We start from the raw sequence: 15028 nt of genomic DNA, 5'->3' as shown, positions 1-15028 counted from the left end.
CTGTCGGGCCCAACGGCTATCAACGAGTCGCGTGTTCCCAGTTTCCGACAACCGGAGGCGAAAGGAAGGTCGTGGTGTGGGCGGCGGTGGGCTACAGCGAGACGGTCGCCAGGTCGGATTCGAGGTCCGCGACGTACTCGTTGTAGGCATCGACGAAGCCCGAAAAGCGGGGCGCGTACTCCCGGAGGTCGGGGGCGGCCGGCGGTTCGTACTGGGAGATGAGGTAGACGCCGCCCTCGCCGCCGACGCGGAGGTAGGACGTGCCGTCTTCGTCGTATTTCAGTTCCCAGCGGGTGCCGTCGACGCGGGTGGCAAAGGTCCCGTAGTCGCCGCCCTCGTAGCGGGCGAGCGCGCGGGCGATGGCGTCGCAGGTATCGCGAATCGAGCCGACGACGCGGTCGCGCTCGGCGACCACGCCGTCGACGCTGGCGGGGGCGGGGAAGTCGGTCGGTGCCTCGTCCAGCACGCCGTCCAGACTCGCGACGTGGTCGTCGAACGCGGCGACGAAGGCGTCGTAATCGGTCAGCGCGGTGGCGAGGGGTTCGGGTTCGGGCGGCTGTTTCGTCGAGACGACGTACACCTCCGACCCCGACCTCGGATCGTAGCGGAGGTACTCCAGGTCGCCGGCCTCGTACTTGACCGTCCACGTGCCGCGGTCGGTGTCGAAGTCCCGCTGGCCGTAGTCGCCGCCCTGGAGGCGGGCGAGGGCGTAGGCGATCTGCCCCGCGTGGTCCCGCACCGCCGCAACAACTTCGTCGCGGCGCTCGGCGACAGCCTCGGCGTCCGTCGGATCGATGTCGGGCCAGCCGGTCATCACCGACGGGAGGGGGCCGGCGGGGATAACGACTGTGTTCGCGGCGGGCGCAGTACCGTGCTAGTGATACACTAACGTAATGAAAGACCATGAGGTTTAATATCCTGCGTGTGGCAGGGGAGTGTACGGACGTGAGTCCGTGAGTACCACCATGAGAGATCGACAGCGGACAGATGCCGACGGTCGACCAGCCCCGATGGTTCCGGAGATGCCGACGCGACGCGTCCAGCCCGACGGCGGACGCGCCGAGAGTGCAACGGACAGCAAAGTGGTACTCGCGGAACTCGACGCACCGGTCGTTCCGGACCTCTCCTGACGTAGCGGTCCAAGTTTTCATATCGGCGCTCGTCCAAGGCCAGCCATGGCTACCGCGGCGCTGACGGAACCGCACGTCCTCGCGAGCGCGAAAGCGCGTCTGTTTCCGGAGGACGGCACCGACACCTACGCCGTCGTCGACACCCAGTTCGCCCAGGACCGCTGGGTCGACGACCAGCCCATCGACCCCGACGTGCAGGACCTGCTCGCCCCGTTCAACCACGTTCAGGTGGGGTCGGGCTATCCGGATCTGGTGGGGGTCCCCGTCCCGGACGACGACCTGCTGGCCGTCGACCGCGTGGGCGACCACCCGCCGCTGCTGGCCGTCGAGGCCAAAGGACGGACGGCAACGGGGACCGCCGACGTGGAACGAGGTATCGTGCAGGCGTACGACCGACTACACGAGGCTAACGTCGCGTACGTCGCCGCGCCGGCGGGCTCGATCCCGCAGTCGGCGCGGACGCTGGCCCGTGAGTTGAACGTCGGCGTCCTATCGGTCGCCGGGGACGGCACGGTCACGCCCGAGGTCCGGCCCCGGGTCGTGGGCGCGCGGCCGAGCAGCGAGGCCGACGCCATCCGCTTCCAGGCCAGCGCGCAGGGCGTCGTCGACCGCAACTTCGGGCTGAACCACCCGAAGAACTACCTCGCGTATCCGCTGGCGCTGGTCCACGATGCCGACACCGAGGCGGTGCTGGAAGAGCGGGTCGTCGGCGCGACTGACGCCGCCCGGGCCGGCGCGGCCTTCCTCGACCTGATCGACGACCGCCACGACGGCCAGCGGCTGACGCCGCTGGGCGAGGAAGTCGTCCGTTTCGGCCTCCGGGAGTACGGGACCGTCGACGCCGCCCTGGAGCAGTTCCGGGAGTGGAAGCGGTTACGAAAGCGGTTCTGTGACCTCGCGCCTCGGTGGGGCCAGTTGACCCGGCGCGTGGTGTATCAGTATCCCGCGACGCAGCTGCTGGTCGAACGACTCCAGCGGCTGGCCGACGACGGCGTTCCCGAGCCGTCGCTGGTCGAACTGGTCGAGTACTGCCACGCGACCCATCCGACGTTCACGGTCGAACTGTTCCTCCGGGGGACCGACGACGTGCGCCAGCGGGTGCTGTCGGCCGAGGGCGACCTGCGGACAGACCCGCTCACCGAGGGCGGGGTGTACCACTCGCCGACGGTGTTCCAGCTGAAGACGATGCTGTATCACGCCGGGATCGTCACGGAGTCCGGAACCGAGCCCTCGAATCTGGATCCCAAGACGGACGTGTGGGCGCTTCGGGAACCGCTCACGCGGTTCCGGTAGCTCACCGGGCGACCCGCGGTAGTTTACCGCGGGAGTGTGATGGCGATCGTCGTCCCGTCCGGACCGCTCTCTTCGAGGATCAGGTCGCCGCTGTGTTTGTCGACGACCCAGCGCACGAGCCACAGCCCGAGCCCCTGGGTGTGCTGGAGCTGGGTAATCTCCTGTGCGCCGGACACCACGTCCCACTCCCCGTCGGGGAGCCCGGGCCCGTCGTCGCTGACCCGGATGGTGACGGTGTCGGGGCTCGGGCCGTCGACGAGTTCGAGCTCGACGCTGGGTGAGTCGTCGTCACTGTGCTCCACCGAATTCTCGACGAGTTCCTCGATGCCGACCAGCAGGTGGTGGCTGAAGGTCACGGTGCCGTCGGTCGCGGTCGTGAGGGACACGTCCGCGGCGGGATAGTCGCCGACGATCTCCACGCGGATCTGCTCGGCCACCTCCGCGACCGGGACGGATTCGACCTCGTCGCCGTCCATCCGGAGGACGTGCTGGATCGTCCGGGCGGTGTCGGAGGCGTCGACCAGCGACGAACTCGCATCGAAGATCCGGCCGGCGAACTCGTCGATTTGCTCGTCGGTGTCCATCGCGAGCAGCGACTCGGCGTACCCCTGGATGACGGTGGTCTCGTTGCGGAGGTTGTGCCGGAGCAGCCGGTGGAGCACCTGGAGGTGGGTCTCGCGCTGGGCCAGATCGGTCACGTCGGTCAGGACCACGAAGGCCCGCTTCCCGTCGGTGCTCTCGTAGGGCACCGTCTTCAGGATGTACTGCTTGCGTTCGGTGCCGGTCTGGGTCGTCACCTCGCGCTCGATGCTCGCGCCCGGCGTCGTGACGGGTTCCATGGCCGCGGCGACGCCGGCGGGCAGTGCTGCACGCACCTCGGCCAGCGGGCGGTCGGTGAGGTAGCGATCGGTCTCGTCACAGAGGGCGGCGAAGGCGGCGTTGGCCCGGCTGACGACCGCCTCGCCGTCGTCGTACTCCACGTCGGCGACCGGATCGGAGAGCGTCTCGAACAGTTCGGTGAACCGCCGGCGGTTGCGCGAGGCGGCCTGCTGGGCCGAGCGCAGTTCCGAGAGATCTCTGACGGTACCGACGACGCCGTCCCCGTAGGGGCTGGAGAAGCGAGCGGTCCGGATCCGGCTGGGGAGGCGGCCACCGTCCCGGCTCCGGAGGTCAGTCTCCACGTCGATCGGGCTCGCCGGATCGGCGATCTCCGTGGCGATGGCTTCGGGGACGAACTCGGCGATGTCGTGGCCGGTCAGTGCCTCGCGGTCGTACCCGACAGCGGTCGCGAACTGGTCGGTCGCGAGCGTGATCGTCCCCGCGGAATCGAGCGTGAACAGCTTGTCATCGGCGGCCTCGACGACGGCCTCGTAGCGCCTGAGTTCCTCCTCGCGGGTGACCATCTCGAAGGCTGCGGCGGCGGTCTCGGCCAGCAACTCCACCAGTCTGAGTTCGTCGTCGGTGAACCCCGCGTCGTCGCGGGAGCCGAAACTGAGCGTCCGCCGGTCGCCGATCGGACAGTAGCCGCCGATCTCGACGCCGCCGCGGTCGTACTCGTCCCGCTCGCCCAGGTCCTCGCGGACGACGAGACGCTCCTCGGTGTAGGCGGTGCCGACCGGTCCTTCGTCGGGGTCGTAGGCCGGCCGGTCGGTCATCACGTCGTCGACGCCCTCCGAGGTGGCGACGGGTACGAGCTGGTCAAATTCGTCGTCGTGTTCCCGGACGACGGCCAGATCGAACTCGAAGACCTCGCGGATGGTGTCGACGACCAGCTGACTCACCTCGTCGGTCGTGGTCGCGGCCATCATGTCCTGTGTGCTCGCGAGGATACCGCCGAGGATGTCCTGCCGGCGGCGCTGGCGGCTGATGTCCCGGAGCGTCCCGACGGTCCCGGTGAAATCGCCGTCCTCCGAGAGGGGACGGAGTGTCATCCTGTCGGTCGCCGGAACGCGGTCGCCGTCGCCCGTGATCAGTTCCACGTCGAGTTTGGCGATGGGCATCCCCGGCTCGTCCTGTCTCCGGAGCAGGTCACGGAGCGCGTCCTCGGCTTCCGCGACGGTCTCGTCGTCTTTGATGACGTGGACCGACGAGCCGAGCAGGTCCTCGCGGTCGTAGCCCGTCATCTCACAGAGTGCGTCGTTGACGAACGTGAACCGCCCGTCCTCGTCCAGGATGTAGACGGCGTCGCCGACGGTCTCGACGAGGTGTTCGTAACGAGCCTGCTGAGCCTCGCGCTGTTTGCGCTGGGTCACCTCCCGGCCGTACAGCGACAGTCCCTCCGCCGACGGGTAGGCGGTCACCTCGTACCACTGCTCGGTCTCCGGGGTCTGGACCTCGGTCGTGACGGTCGCGCCATCGGCCATCGCTCGTTCGAGCGCCGGCCGGAGCACCTCGGTCACGTCCGGCGAGAGGTGGTCCCAGAACCGATCGCCGCGAACGTCGCCGTCACCGTCCCGCAACACCGACGCCATCGCGTTGTTCAGGTAGGTGATACGGAACTCGTCGTCCAGTGCCAGCACCCCGTCGCTGATCCGCTGGAGTGCCTGCTCGGGGATCGCCCGCTCGTCCGCGGCTGCTTCCGTCCGCTCGTCCAGTCGGTGGTAAAGTTTCGCCGCCAGCATCGCCCAGCCGTCGGCTGGCTCCCAGTTGAACACGTCCGTGACGCCGCGTTCGGTCCCGGCGGTCACCACGTCCGCCGCCGTCGTGATCCAGATCGAGGGCGGCCTCGTCACCCGCTCCACGGTCCGTTCGTCGGGGACGCTATCGGTGAACACGAGCGTCACGCGGCTGTCGGCCGGCTCCACGGGGCCCTCCGCCAGCCGCTGTACCTCTGACACCGATAGCGACGACACCGCTTCCAGTCCCGCCCGCAACTCCTCCATCCCCGCCGGATACCCCTCGTCGCAGTAGACCGTTGCGTCGGGGCGTCTCTCGCGTGATACCGACTCGGGGACGGTCATTGTCCGTACATGGGGTCTGGCGTATATCAGCGTTGGCCGCCATTACCACGTCTGATACCGGTGTACCGGGGCCTGCCGGACGCGACACCGCTCGGACAGTGAGTAGCTTTTTGTATTCCTCGGATAATACCGAGATATGACCGAGACTGCTGTCGGAGAGCGACGGGACGCTGATGCTCTCGCCGACGCGGGCGAGCGGACACTCCACGTCGGCCGGGATCGTCCCATTCGCATCAGCACGGGCCACCGTATCCGTCATCACGACGGGAAGTGTTCGCGACCACACGGCCACAACTACGAGATCAGCGTCACTGTCACGGGTGAACTGACCGAGGAGGGATGGGTCGTCGACAAAGGTGATATTACCCAGGTAATCGACGAGTGGGATCATCGGTTCCTCGTCGAGCGGGACGATCCGCTGGTCGAGGCCTTCGAGGACAGCGGCGACGGCGACGCGCTCGTCGTCCTCGATCACCCGCCCACGGCAGAGGTGATGAGCCTCGTCCTCGAACGACGCCTCGAAGACCGCCTCCCCGAGACGGTCTCGGAGGTGGCCGTCGAGGTGGCCGAGACCGGCGAACTCTGTGCCAGTTACTGATGCCAGTCGACGCTGATCCCGATGGCGACGCGGCCGAATCGCCACCCGACACCGAGACAGCGCTCCCGATCAACGAACTGTTCCACTCGTTGCAGGGCGAGGGACGGCTCGCGGGCGTCCCGTCCGTGTTCGTCCGTACCAGCGGCTGTAACCTCCGGTGCTGGTTCTGTGACTCCTATCACACCTCCTGGGAGCCGTCCCACGCCTGGTTCGATATGGACGAGATCGTGGCGGAAGTCGAGGCGTTCGACGCCGACCACGTCGTCCTCACGGGCGGTGAACCGCTCCTGCACGAGGAGTCGGTGACGCTGCTCGAACGTCTCGACGCCGCGGGCTACCACACCACCGTCGAGACCAACGGGACCATCTTCCGGGACGCCCCGATCGACCTCGCGAGCGTCAGCCCGAAACTGGCGAGCAGTACACCCTCGGCCGACCTGATCGGCGAGGACGAGGGATCGATCCGGCCGGACGGCGAACCCGTCGATCCCGCCGCTGCGGAGCGCCACGAGGCCGACCGGCTCGATCTGGACGCGCTGGCTCGACTGGTCGAGACCTACGATACCCAACTCAAATTCGTCGTCACCGGCCCCGACGATATGGCCGAGATCGACCGGCTGGTCGACCGCGTCCGCGACGCCGCCGACGCGACCGTCCCCGACAGCGACGTCCTGTTGATGCCCGAGGGTACGACCCGCGAGGCGCTGGACGAGACCCGCGAGACCGTCGCCGAACTGGCGCTCGATCGAGGCTACCGCTACACGCCCCGCCTCCACGTCGATCTCTGGAACGACGCACCCGGAACCTGAGTATGACCCGAGAGACTCACACCGACACCGACGCATCGACCGACGACGACCGCCGCGCCGTGATCCTCGTCTCCGGCGGGATGGACAGCGCGACCGCCGTCTACGAGGCCATCGACCGCGGCTACGACCCGTACCTGTTGCACACCTCCTACGGCCAGGAGACCGAGGACAGGGAACGGGAGTGCGCCGAGGAACTGGCCGCCGAGGTCGACGCCGCCGACTTCCTCCACGTCGAGACCGGCCACCTCGCCGCTATCGGCGCGTCCAGCCTCACCGACGACGGGATCGAGGTTGCCGACGCCGATCCCGACAGCGACGAGATTCCGACCTCCTACGTCCCCTTCCGGAACGCGAACCTGCTCGCGATGGCCGTCTCCTACGCCGAGGCCACCGACTGCGAGGCCGTCTTCATCGGCGCTCACAGCGAGGACTTTTCGGGGTATCCGGACTGCCGCCCGGAATTCTTCGACACGTTCCAGCGCGTGATCGACGCCGGCACCAAACCCGACACGGAGATCGACCTCGTCGCTCCGTTCGTCGAGTGGTCCAAGACCGACATCGCCGAGCGCGGCCTCGAACTGGGCGTGCCCTACGAACTGACATGGAGCTGCTACCGCGAGGAGTCACCGGCCTGTGGCACCTGCGATGCCTGCGCGTTCCGACTCGAAGCCTTCCAGAACTGCGGCGTCCGCGACCCGATCGACTACACCGAACGACCGACGTACGCCGACTGAGCGAGCGCCGACACTACTCCGAAGCCGTCCCGCAAGTACCCGATAACTACAACGCCTGTTTGTCAATAAAGGAGATTTATGAGACCGTCCGGCGACGATTCACGTAATGGCGTCGCCCCTCCGCCCTGCCCTGCGTGCCCTCCCGCTCTCCGTGGTCGATTTCGTCGCGGCCGCCGCTCTCTACGAGTTCGTCAGCCCCGTTGCCGGCGTCCTGCTCGGCGTCCTCGGCGCGCTCGTCCTCGGCGTCGTCCTCGTCCGCCTCTACCACGTCGCCTCCAGGGACGTCCCAGCCCGGCACTGAGTTAGCCCGCGCCCGCGACGGTCCCGTTCGACCCGGTCTGGGAGACGACGTACCGCTGGCCGGCCATCGGCTCCAGCAGCGCGTCGACCGGTGCCTTGTCGTCGGTGAGCACCGGCACGTCACCGGTCTCGACCTCGGCCTGGTAGTCGTCGACCTCCGTCGAGAGGTCGATGCCGATGTCCCGCCGTTCGTTGCGCGCCTGAAGTTGCTCCTCGGTGAGTCGCCGGTCAGATTTGGTCGCGACCACCTCGATGTTCTGGACGACCGAGCCGCCGCTCGTCGGGAAACTGTACACCTGCGGGTACACCTCGTTCATCGTCTTGTACTCCGCGCGGTAGAACTGCGAGGCCGGCCCCGTCGGCGCGGAGATGACGTTCGCCAGCAGGACGCCGTCCTCGTCGAGCCGATCGGACGTCAACTGCATGAACTCCCGGGTGGTCAGCTGGAAGGGCACCTTGTCCTTCTTGTAGGCGTCCAGCACGATCAGGTCGTACTCGTGGTCGGTGTTCCGGAGGAACTCCCGACCCTCGGCGTTGTAGACGTTCATGTTCGGCCCCTCCTCGACGCGGAACCGTTCCTTCGCGACGCGGATCACCTCGGGGTCGATCTCCACCACGTCGACGGTGGCGTTGTAGTCGTTCACGAACCGCTTGGGGCCGGTGAACCCGCCCCCGCCGATGAACAGCACGCGGTCGATGTCGCCCGACTGGTGCGGCGCGCTCGTGCTCTCGTTCGCCCAGTCGGTCATCAGGAAGGGCACGTGGAAGTAGCGGGTGTAATCGAAGACGTGGCGGTTCGGCTCCGACAGGTCCATCGCGCTGTGGGGCTGGCCGTCCAGATAGAGCGTTCGGGTGTCGCCGGCATCGGCGACGACGAGCTCCTGATAGGGCGTCTGGGTCTGGTAGACGGTCTCCCCGCGGACGGAGTAGCCCGCCGAGGGGACGGCGACGGCTCCCACGAGCAACACGGCGACGAAGGCCGTCGCCAGCACCGTCCGCCGCGGGAACGACGGCGCGAGGATGAAAAGCGACGTGACCACCAGCAGGAGGCCGAAGACCAGCCCGATCATCGACACCGAAAGCGACGGAATCAACAGGAAGGTACAGCCGAACGCGCCGACGATGCTCCCGATGGTCCCGACCGCGTAGACGTGCCCGGAGGCCTCGCCCTTGCTCTCCTTCCGCGACAGTTCGGCCCCGTAGGGGCTGATAAAGCCCAGCAGGTAGGTGGGCGGGCCAAAGAGGACCGTCACCGCGGGCAGCGAGGCGAAGCGAGGCGGCAGCGGGAACCCCGACAGCCCCGCGATCAACAGGTCGCCCGCCAGGATTACCACGGCGACGAACGCACCCGTCGCGAGCAGGATTCGGACGAGCCGATCCTCGGTCGCCCGCCGGCTCGCCCGCTTACCGCCCTGATAGTAGCCCAGACTCAGCGCGGCCAGGAAGACGCCGATGATCGACCCCCAGGTGTAGATGCTGCTCCCGAACTGGGGGGCCACCATCCGCCCGGCCAGAATTTCGAGGCCCATGCTGACGACGCCGGAGACGAACACCGCCAGTTCCGGACTCGACACCCGCCCCGAGACCCGCTGGGACAACGCACTCATTCTCAGCCCCTATGGGGAGCAGCGTCTAAAGTTGCGTGGACGGCTTCGGTTTCGCCGGGAACGAGTCGGGTCGTTGTTTTCGGGTATCGTAGAACCCTTCGTGAGGTGATTGGTTTCGTGACCGTCAGGAACGACTCTCCCGCTCAGTAGACGTGCGTATTGCTCATTGAAGCTTTGATCAAGCACCGAAATGCTCAACAAGTCGTGTGTAGTTTTTATACTGACATGCCTTCCCCAGAATCCGAGACTGAACAATTAGCGTCATCACTTCACCGTGGCTCTTAGGGCTGCTTCTCGGAATAGTTGGTATATTTGCTATCGAATTAGCAGGGAGACTTCTGGTAGGGGATTACCTGATCGGTATTATCGGTGTGATCGTTACACTTGGAACAGGCTACTGGATACTCTCGCTCTTTTTCGAAGGCCTTCAGGAAAGATAAGCCGGTAGTCTGTTCAGCTGTATTGAGTACCAGCATCCGCGCGAGCGCAGCGAGCGCGGTTCACTGAAGCCGAACGAAGTGAGGCTTCAGCCTTTTTCGCCCACGTTTTTGCCGCGAGTGGTGGCCGTAGGCCACCCGAGCGGGAAAAAGGTGGATTTGAAGGGGTCCGGGGCGAGTACGACGTGTCCCCGTCGTAACTCGGCGAAATCGGGCGTCCCACTCACGGCTCTTCCTCGGCGGCGTCGAGCCACTCCTCGCGGCTCTCCGTCCCGAGTTCCTCGTCGAGAAACGCCGCGGTCGACTGGAAGACGGTCGCGTTCCGAACGCGGTCGAGGTCGCCGATCGCCCAGTACGGTTCTTTGTGCCGGACCAGATCACGCTCTTCGAGCCGGTTCAGAACGGGGTGGATCGAGTTCTCGTCGACGCCGGTCCGGTCGGCGACCTCGGCCGCTTTGAACGCCTGCTCGCGGTTCCGGACGAGAAACCGAAGCACTCGCTCGGCGTTGGTTACCGTCCGGTCGCCCGGATCGAACTCGTCGAACTCGTCGATGCTAATCGGCATCGCTCTCACAGCGGACTAGGACGGCTCGACTTAAAAATGTATGTCTGTATCATTGTATCTCAGTCCCGGAGTAACCCGCGAGCGAGCAGGCCGGCGCTCGCGAGCAGACAGACGGCGAGGCCGGCGAGGGCGACGGTGTAGTTTGCCAGGGCCGCGACCGACCCCATGTAGACGGGGCCGAACGCCCCGGCGCCCTGGAACAGCGCCCGGGCGGCCCCGAGGTCGCCGCCGGTGTTGCCGTCGGGTGCGGCGTCGAGCAACACGGCGTCGGTGACCGGGAAGAGCGACTTGTAGCCCAGCGCGAACAGGACGATGGCACCGGTCACGGCCCACAGCGCCGACGCGAGGACGAGGCCGGCGAGTGCCACCACGGCCAGCGAGAGGCCGGCAACGCCGACCGCCCGGCGGGGGAACCGGTCCGAGACGAGGCCGGCCAGCGGTTTCGCGCCGATGCCGACGACGAACATGACCGCGAACAGCCCCGCCGCCAGCGCCTCGCTCGTGCCCTTCCCCTGCGCGAGATAGGTCGGCAGGAAGTTGACCCACGCGCCGACGACGAAGAAGAAGATGGAGAAGGCCACGAGCGCCTCCCGCTGGCCGCGGGTCGCCCCGAGCCGCCGCACGGTCGCACCGAGTTCGAGGTTCATCCGGCCGAGCCGGTAGGGGTCGCGGTTCCAGCGGACGTAGATCACGCCGAGGACGAACAGCGCGGCGGCCACCGGGAAGAAGGGGGCCCGCCAGGTGAGTCCCGGAACCGACGGGACGAGCGCGCCCACGGGGCCGAGTCCGGCCGCGCCAGCGCCCGTGACCACCAGCGCCGCGAGCGAGGCGAGGACGCCGCCTACGTCGGTCCCCGCGGCGTACAGCCCGAGCGCCTGCCCGCGACGCTCGACGAACAGGTCCGACAGCAGGGCCCGGGACGGGATGGCGTACAGCCCCTTCCCGAGGCCGAGCGCGAGCGCGCCGCCGACGAACAGGAGCGGGGTGACGGCACTGGCCAGGAGCAGGCAGGCGAGGGTCAGCGCCGCGAGGCCGGGGACGATCAGCGCGGCCCGCGAGAACCGGTCCGAGAGGCGACCGCTGGGGTACTGGGTGATCGCGTAGACCGCCTGGAACCCGCCGAGGACGAACCCGGCCGCCACCGTGGTGATGCCGAGATCGTCGATGATGGCGGGCAACAGCGGGGAGAGCAGGAAGCGGCCGAGCTGGAGGACGGCCCAGCCGAGGGCGAGGCTGCCGAGCATCCGACCGCCGTAGCCGGCGAACAGCGACTCGTCGCGTGTCGTCACGGGTCGACGCAGTTGCGGGAAAAACTTGGGTGGCTCGTTCTACAGGCGGTCGGCGATGATGTTCTTCTGGATCTCGCTGGTGCCCTCGTAGATCTTGGTGATCCGGGCGTCGCGGTAGTAGCGCTCGACGGGGTGGTCGGTGACGTAGCCCGCGCCGCCGTGGACCTGGATGGCCTCGTCGGCCACGTCGACGGCGTGTTCGGAGGCGAAGAGCTTCGCCATGCTGGCGAACTTCGCGGCGGTCTGGTCGCGGCCGGCCTCGACCGTACTCGCGGCGCGGTAGGTGAGCGAGCGGGCGGCCTCGACGTTCGTCGCCATCTCGGCGAGCTTGTGCTGGATGGCCTGGAACCCGTCGATCGTCTGGCCGAACTGCTCGCGCTCACTGGCGTAGTCGATGGCGGCGTCGAGTGCGCCCTCCGCGGCCCCGACGGCCTGTGCGGCGACGCTGGTCCGGCCGGAGGCGAAGAAGTCCATCAGCTGGTAGAAGCCCTTGTCGACCTCGCCGATGACGTTGTCTTCGGGCACGCGCACGTCGTCGAGGACGACCTCCGCGAGGTCCGAGGCGCGAATGCCCAGCTTGTTGTCGATCTTCTCGGTCTTGACGCCGTCCGTGTCCATCGGCACGAGGATGGCGGTGATGCCGCCGTGGCCCTCGCCGGGTGTCGTCTTGGTCATGCAGACGCCCACGTCGGCGACGGTGCCGTTCGTGATCCACATCTTGTTCCCGTTGATGACCCACTCGTCGCCGTCCTTCTCGGCGTGGGTCTCGATGCCGGCGACGTTGGAGCCGTGGGCCGGCTCGGAGATCATCGAACAGGAGGCCGACTCGCCGTTGGCGATCGGCGGCAGGTACTCCTCTTTCATCCACTCGTCGCCGTACTCGACGATCATGTCCGTCCCGAAGCCGGCGGAGCCGACGGCGCTCCCGATGCCGGGGTCGGCCCGCCAGAGCTCTTCGGTGACGATGGTCGAGGAGAGCTTGTCCATCCCCGCGCCGCCGTACTCTAGGGGGATGTTCGGCGCGACGAAGTCGGCCTCGGCGGCCTTCCGCCGGATCTCCTCCGGATACTCCTTGTTCTGGTCGTGCTCTTTGGCGACCGGCTGCATCTCCTCCTCGCCGAACTCCCGAACGGCCTTCCTGATCGCGCGGTGTTCGTCCGATAGCTGGAACGACATATGCCACCCTAATGCCTGTTCTGTAAAATATATTCCGGGAACGGATTACGGTGTTAACCACCCACTCGGAAATGAAACTGTGTGTAAATAAACTCGTGTTCACGACGATGGGATTTCCGGGTAGGACTGGTGCTGGCCGGTCGAGTTGCGGGCCAGGACGCGGACGGTCGCGCCGCGGCGGCCGTCGCTGTGCTCGGTGCGCTCGTCGTAATACAGCACCGTGAGATCCAGACAGGCCCGGAGGAGTTCGTTGGCGGCGAAGCGGTAGCGGTCGGTGCTCGGCCCGCGGTCGACGTCGTCGCTCGTCCGGAGGTGGTGCTGGACGAACAGGTAGCCGCCGGGTTCCAGCGCGGCCTTGATATCAGAGAGGCGGTCGAGTGCCCGGTAGAAACTGGTGGTGACGACGGCGTACCGTTCCTTGGGAAACACGTGGCGCGGTACGTCCGTCTGGATCGGCTCGATCCGCTCGGCGACGCCGCGCTCGCGAGCGTTCTCCCGGGTGATCTCCAGTCCGGCGCGGGACTGGTCGAGGGCGTCGACGCGGTAGCCCTCCTCGGCGAGGAAGATCGCGTTGCGGCCGGTGCCGGTCGCCACGTCCAGCGCGCGGCCCTCGGGGAACGAATCCACGTAACGTTCGAGCAGCGGATCGGGGTCCGGATCCGTCGGGTACTCCCCCGTGCGGAACCGCTCGTCCCAGGTGGGCATGGCCGAGTCGAGGGCCGCCGGCACCGTCAAGGGCCGGGGTCGGGTTCCGGTAGCGGCCCGTCTCGCCGCGAGCGCCGACCGTTTCCGCCCCCACCCCTTCGTGTCCGTGATGACGGACGACCTCTTTACGCCGCTCGATCTCTCGGAAACAACGATCCCCAATCGCGTGATGGTCTCGCCCATGTGCCAGTACTCCTGTGAGGACCGCGACGGCCTCGCGACCGACTGGCACTTCCAGCATCTCACCAGCCGCGCCGTCGGCGGTGCGGGCGTCGTGATGACCGAGGCCACCGCCGTCGAACCCCGCGGCCGGATCTCCCCCGAGGACCTCGGCATCTGGAGCGACGACCATGCCGACGCCCTGTCGGATATCACCGACTTCGTCCGCGAGCAGGGCAGTGTTCCCGCCATCCAGCTGGCCCACGCCGGCCGGAAGGCCGCCACGTCCCGACCGTGGGAGGGCCACGATCCCCTCCAGCCCGACGAGGGCGGCTGGGAGACGCTGGCCCCGACCGACGAGCCCTACCCCTACGAGGACGACGCGCCGCCGATCCGCGAGGCCACGGAGGCCGACCTCGCGGACGTGCGCGAGGCCTTCGCCGACGCGGCCCGCCGCTCGCTCGACGCCGGCTTCGAGATCGCCGAGGTCCACGCCGCCCACGGCTACCTGCTCCACGAGTTCCTCTCGCCGGTCACCAACACCCGCGAGGACGCCTACGGGGGTGACTTCGAGTCCCGGATCCGGTTCCCGCTGGAAGTCATCGAGGCCGTCCGCGAGGTCTGGCCCGACGAAAAGCCCGTGTTCCTCCGCATCTCCGCGACCGACTGGCTCCCCGACCGCGAGTCCTGGACCGTCGCGGACTCGATCCGCTTCGCCGACCGCGCCAGCGAGGCCGGCGTCGACCTGATCGACGTGTCCGCCGGCGGGATCCACCCCGACCAGCAGGTGCCCGACGGCGGCCCCGGCTACCAGATCGGCTACGGCCGTCGCGTCAGGGAGGAGAGCGACGCCGCACCCGAGGACCTGAAAGTCGGGGCGGTCGGCGGCATCACGACGCCCGAACAGGCCGATTCTCTCGTGCGAAACGAGCGGGCCGACCTCGCCATCGTCGGCCGCGAGCATCTGCGGGATCCGTACTTCACGCTCCACGCCGCACAGAAACTGGGTCGGGAAGAGGAAGTGGACGTGCCGCCCCAGTACCACCGGGCGTTCTGAGCGGACGTCGGTGCCCTCCGGCCGCCAGTTTTCTGCCCTGCTATCCGATGGTGACTCCATTCGAAGTCGGTCACAGAACCGTTCAGGACGTCAGAGGAGAGAACAGGACAGCGTCGGGCCCACGTCCAGTGTGGGCGAGCTCCGTAGCTTCGACGAGCGACACCGCCACGGAACCGGGGACGTTGACCGATCCTGTAGCCCGTATCGTG

General features: G+C 67.6%; 14 protein-coding genes. 7 read left to right on the top strand and 7 right to left on the bottom strand.

All coding sequences use genetic code 11. The annotated features are described in order from the left end of the window. Positions 1-91: 91 nt before the first annotated feature. Positions 92-814 carry a hypothetical protein gene (locus tag BV210_RS08480; RefSeq protein ID WP_172824885.1) on the bottom strand — a complete coding sequence of 241 codons (723 nt, stop codon included), beginning with the start codon at positions 812-814 and terminating at the stop codon, positions 92-94. Positions 815-965: 151 nt separating this feature from the next. On the opposite strand from BV210_RS08480, the gene BV210_RS19810 reads away from it, so the two are divergent. After that, positions 966-1130, top strand: a complete 165-nt coding sequence (locus BV210_RS19810) for a hypothetical protein (RefSeq protein ID WP_157525925.1) — start codon at positions 966-968, stop codon at positions 1128-1130. Between the two features lie 45 nt (positions 1131-1175). After that, a complete protein-coding gene (locus BV210_RS08475; RefSeq protein WP_077206209.1) occupies positions 1176-2423 on the top strand; it encodes a hypothetical protein in 1248 nt (415 codons plus the stop codon). Between the two features lie 23 nt (positions 2424-2446). Here the strand turns inward: BV210_RS08475 and BV210_RS08470 are convergent, their stop codons facing one another. Continuing rightward, positions 2447-5383, bottom strand: coding sequence for a PAS domain-containing protein (locus tag BV210_RS08470; RefSeq protein WP_077206208.1), 2937 nt, complete (start codon positions 5381-5383; stop codon positions 2447-2449). Positions 5384-5519: 136 nt separating this feature from the next. Between BV210_RS08470 and BV210_RS08465 the strand changes: the two genes are divergently transcribed. From BV210_RS08465 to BV210_RS08450, 4 genes are all read left to right on the top strand, one after another. Then, complete coding sequence (locus BV210_RS08465; protein ID WP_077206207.1) at positions 5520-5981, top strand: 6-pyruvoyl tetrahydropterin synthase family protein; 462 nt, start codon at positions 5520-5522, stop codon at positions 5979-5981. After that, complete coding sequence (locus BV210_RS08460; RefSeq protein ID WP_077206206.1) at positions 5981-6790, top strand: 7-carboxy-7-deazaguanine synthase QueE; 810 nt, start codon at positions 5981-5983, stop codon at positions 6788-6790. Before BV210_RS08465 ends, BV210_RS08460 begins: the two co-directional genes overlap by 1 nt. Positions 6791-6792: 2 nt before the next feature. Then, on the top strand, positions 6793-7524 hold the full coding sequence (queC, locus tag BV210_RS08455) for a 7-cyano-7-deazaguanine synthase QueC (RefSeq protein ID WP_077206205.1): 732 nt from the start codon (positions 6793-6795) through the stop codon (positions 7522-7524). 106 nt (positions 7525-7630) lie between these two features. After that, complete coding sequence (locus tag BV210_RS08450; RefSeq protein WP_077206204.1) at positions 7631-7825, top strand: hypothetical protein; 195 nt, start codon at positions 7631-7633, stop codon at positions 7823-7825. Between the two features lies 1 nt (position 7826). On the opposite strand, the gene BV210_RS08445 is transcribed toward BV210_RS08450, so the two are convergent. The 5 genes from BV210_RS08445 to BV210_RS08425 form a co-directional block, all read right to left on the bottom strand. Further along, positions 7827-9431 (bottom strand): spermidine synthase, encoded by a 1605-nt coding sequence (locus tag BV210_RS08445; RefSeq protein ID WP_084802602.1) that lies wholly within the window; start codon positions 9429-9431, stop codon positions 7827-7829. Between the two features lie 660 nt (positions 9432-10091). Beyond that, on the bottom strand, positions 10092-10433 hold the full coding sequence (locus BV210_RS08440) for a helix-turn-helix domain-containing protein (RefSeq protein ID WP_077206203.1): 342 nt from the start codon (positions 10431-10433) through the stop codon (positions 10092-10094). A gap of 59 nt (positions 10434-10492) precedes the next feature. After that, on the bottom strand, positions 10493-11677 hold the full coding sequence (locus tag BV210_RS08435) for an MFS transporter (protein ID WP_077208015.1): 1185 nt from the start codon (positions 11675-11677) through the stop codon (positions 10493-10495). A gap of 84 nt (positions 11678-11761) precedes the next feature. After that, on the bottom strand, positions 11762-12898 hold the full coding sequence (locus tag BV210_RS08430; RefSeq protein ID WP_077206202.1) for an acyl-CoA dehydrogenase family protein: 1137 nt from the start codon (positions 12896-12898) through the stop codon (positions 11762-11764). Between the two features lie 99 nt (positions 12899-12997). Then, a complete protein-coding gene (locus BV210_RS08425) occupies positions 12998-13603 on the bottom strand; it encodes a bifunctional 2-polyprenyl-6-hydroxyphenol methylase/3-demethylubiquinol 3-O-methyltransferase UbiG (RefSeq protein ID WP_077206201.1) in 606 nt (201 codons plus the stop codon). Between the two features lie 109 nt (positions 13604-13712). On the opposite strand from BV210_RS08425, the gene BV210_RS08420 reads away from it, so the two are divergent. Continuing rightward, positions 13713-14819 carry an NADH:flavin oxidoreductase/NADH oxidase gene (locus BV210_RS08420; protein WP_077206200.1) on the top strand — a complete coding sequence of 369 codons (1107 nt, stop codon included), beginning with the start codon at positions 13713-13715 and terminating at the stop codon, positions 14817-14819. Positions 14820-15028: the final 209 nt, after the last annotated feature.

This window comes from Halorientalis sp. IM1011, from assembly GCF_001989615.1.
Lineage (GTDB): Archaea > Halobacteriota > Halobacteria > Halobacteriales > Haloarculaceae > Halorientalis.
Note: the sequence above shows the minus strand (reverse complement) of the source record. Positions and strands in the feature narration are given on the sequence as shown.

Coding starts and splice junctions, on each gene's coding strand:
- BV210_RS08480 (WP_172824885.1), bottom strand. CDS start 814: ATGACCGGCTGGCCCGACATCGATCCGACGGACGCCGAGGCTGTCGCC.
- BV210_RS19810 (WP_157525925.1), top strand. CDS start 966: ATGAGAGATCGACAGCGGACAGATGCCGACGGTCGACCAGCCCCGATG.
- BV210_RS08475 (WP_077206209.1), top strand. CDS start 1,176: ATGGCTACCGCGGCGCTGACGGAACCGCACGTCCTCGCGAGCGCGAAA.
- BV210_RS08470 (WP_077206208.1), bottom strand. CDS start 5,383: ATGACCGTCCCCGAGTCGGTATCACGCGAGAGACGCCCCGACGCAACG.
- BV210_RS08465 (WP_077206207.1), top strand. CDS start 5,520: ATGACCGAGACTGCTGTCGGAGAGCGACGGGACGCTGATGCTCTCGCC.
- BV210_RS08460 (WP_077206206.1), top strand. CDS start 5,981: ATGCCAGTCGACGCTGATCCCGATGGCGACGCGGCCGAATCGCCACCC.
- queC (WP_077206205.1), top strand. CDS start 6,793: ATGACCCGAGAGACTCACACCGACACCGACGCATCGACCGACGACGAC.
- BV210_RS08450 (WP_077206204.1), top strand. CDS start 7,631: ATGGCGTCGCCCCTCCGCCCTGCCCTGCGTGCCCTCCCGCTCTCCGTG.
- BV210_RS08445 (WP_084802602.1), bottom strand. CDS start 9,431: ATGAGTGCGTTGTCCCAGCGGGTCTCGGGGCGGGTGTCGAGTCCGGAA.
- BV210_RS08440 (WP_077206203.1), bottom strand. CDS start 10,433: ATGCCGATTAGCATCGACGAGTTCGACGAGTTCGATCCGGGCGACCGG.
- BV210_RS08435 (WP_077208015.1), bottom strand. CDS start 11,677: ATGCTCGGCAGCCTCGCCCTCGGCTGGGCCGTCCTCCAGCTCGGCCGC.
- BV210_RS08430 (WP_077206202.1), bottom strand. CDS start 12,898: ATGTCGTTCCAGCTATCGGACGAACACCGCGCGATCAGGAAGGCCGTT.
- BV210_RS08425 (WP_077206201.1), bottom strand. CDS start 13,603: ATGCCCACCTGGGACGAGCGGTTCCGCACGGGGGAGTACCCGACGGAT.
- BV210_RS08420 (WP_077206200.1), top strand. CDS start 13,713: ATGACGGACGACCTCTTTACGCCGCTCGATCTCTCGGAAACAACGATC.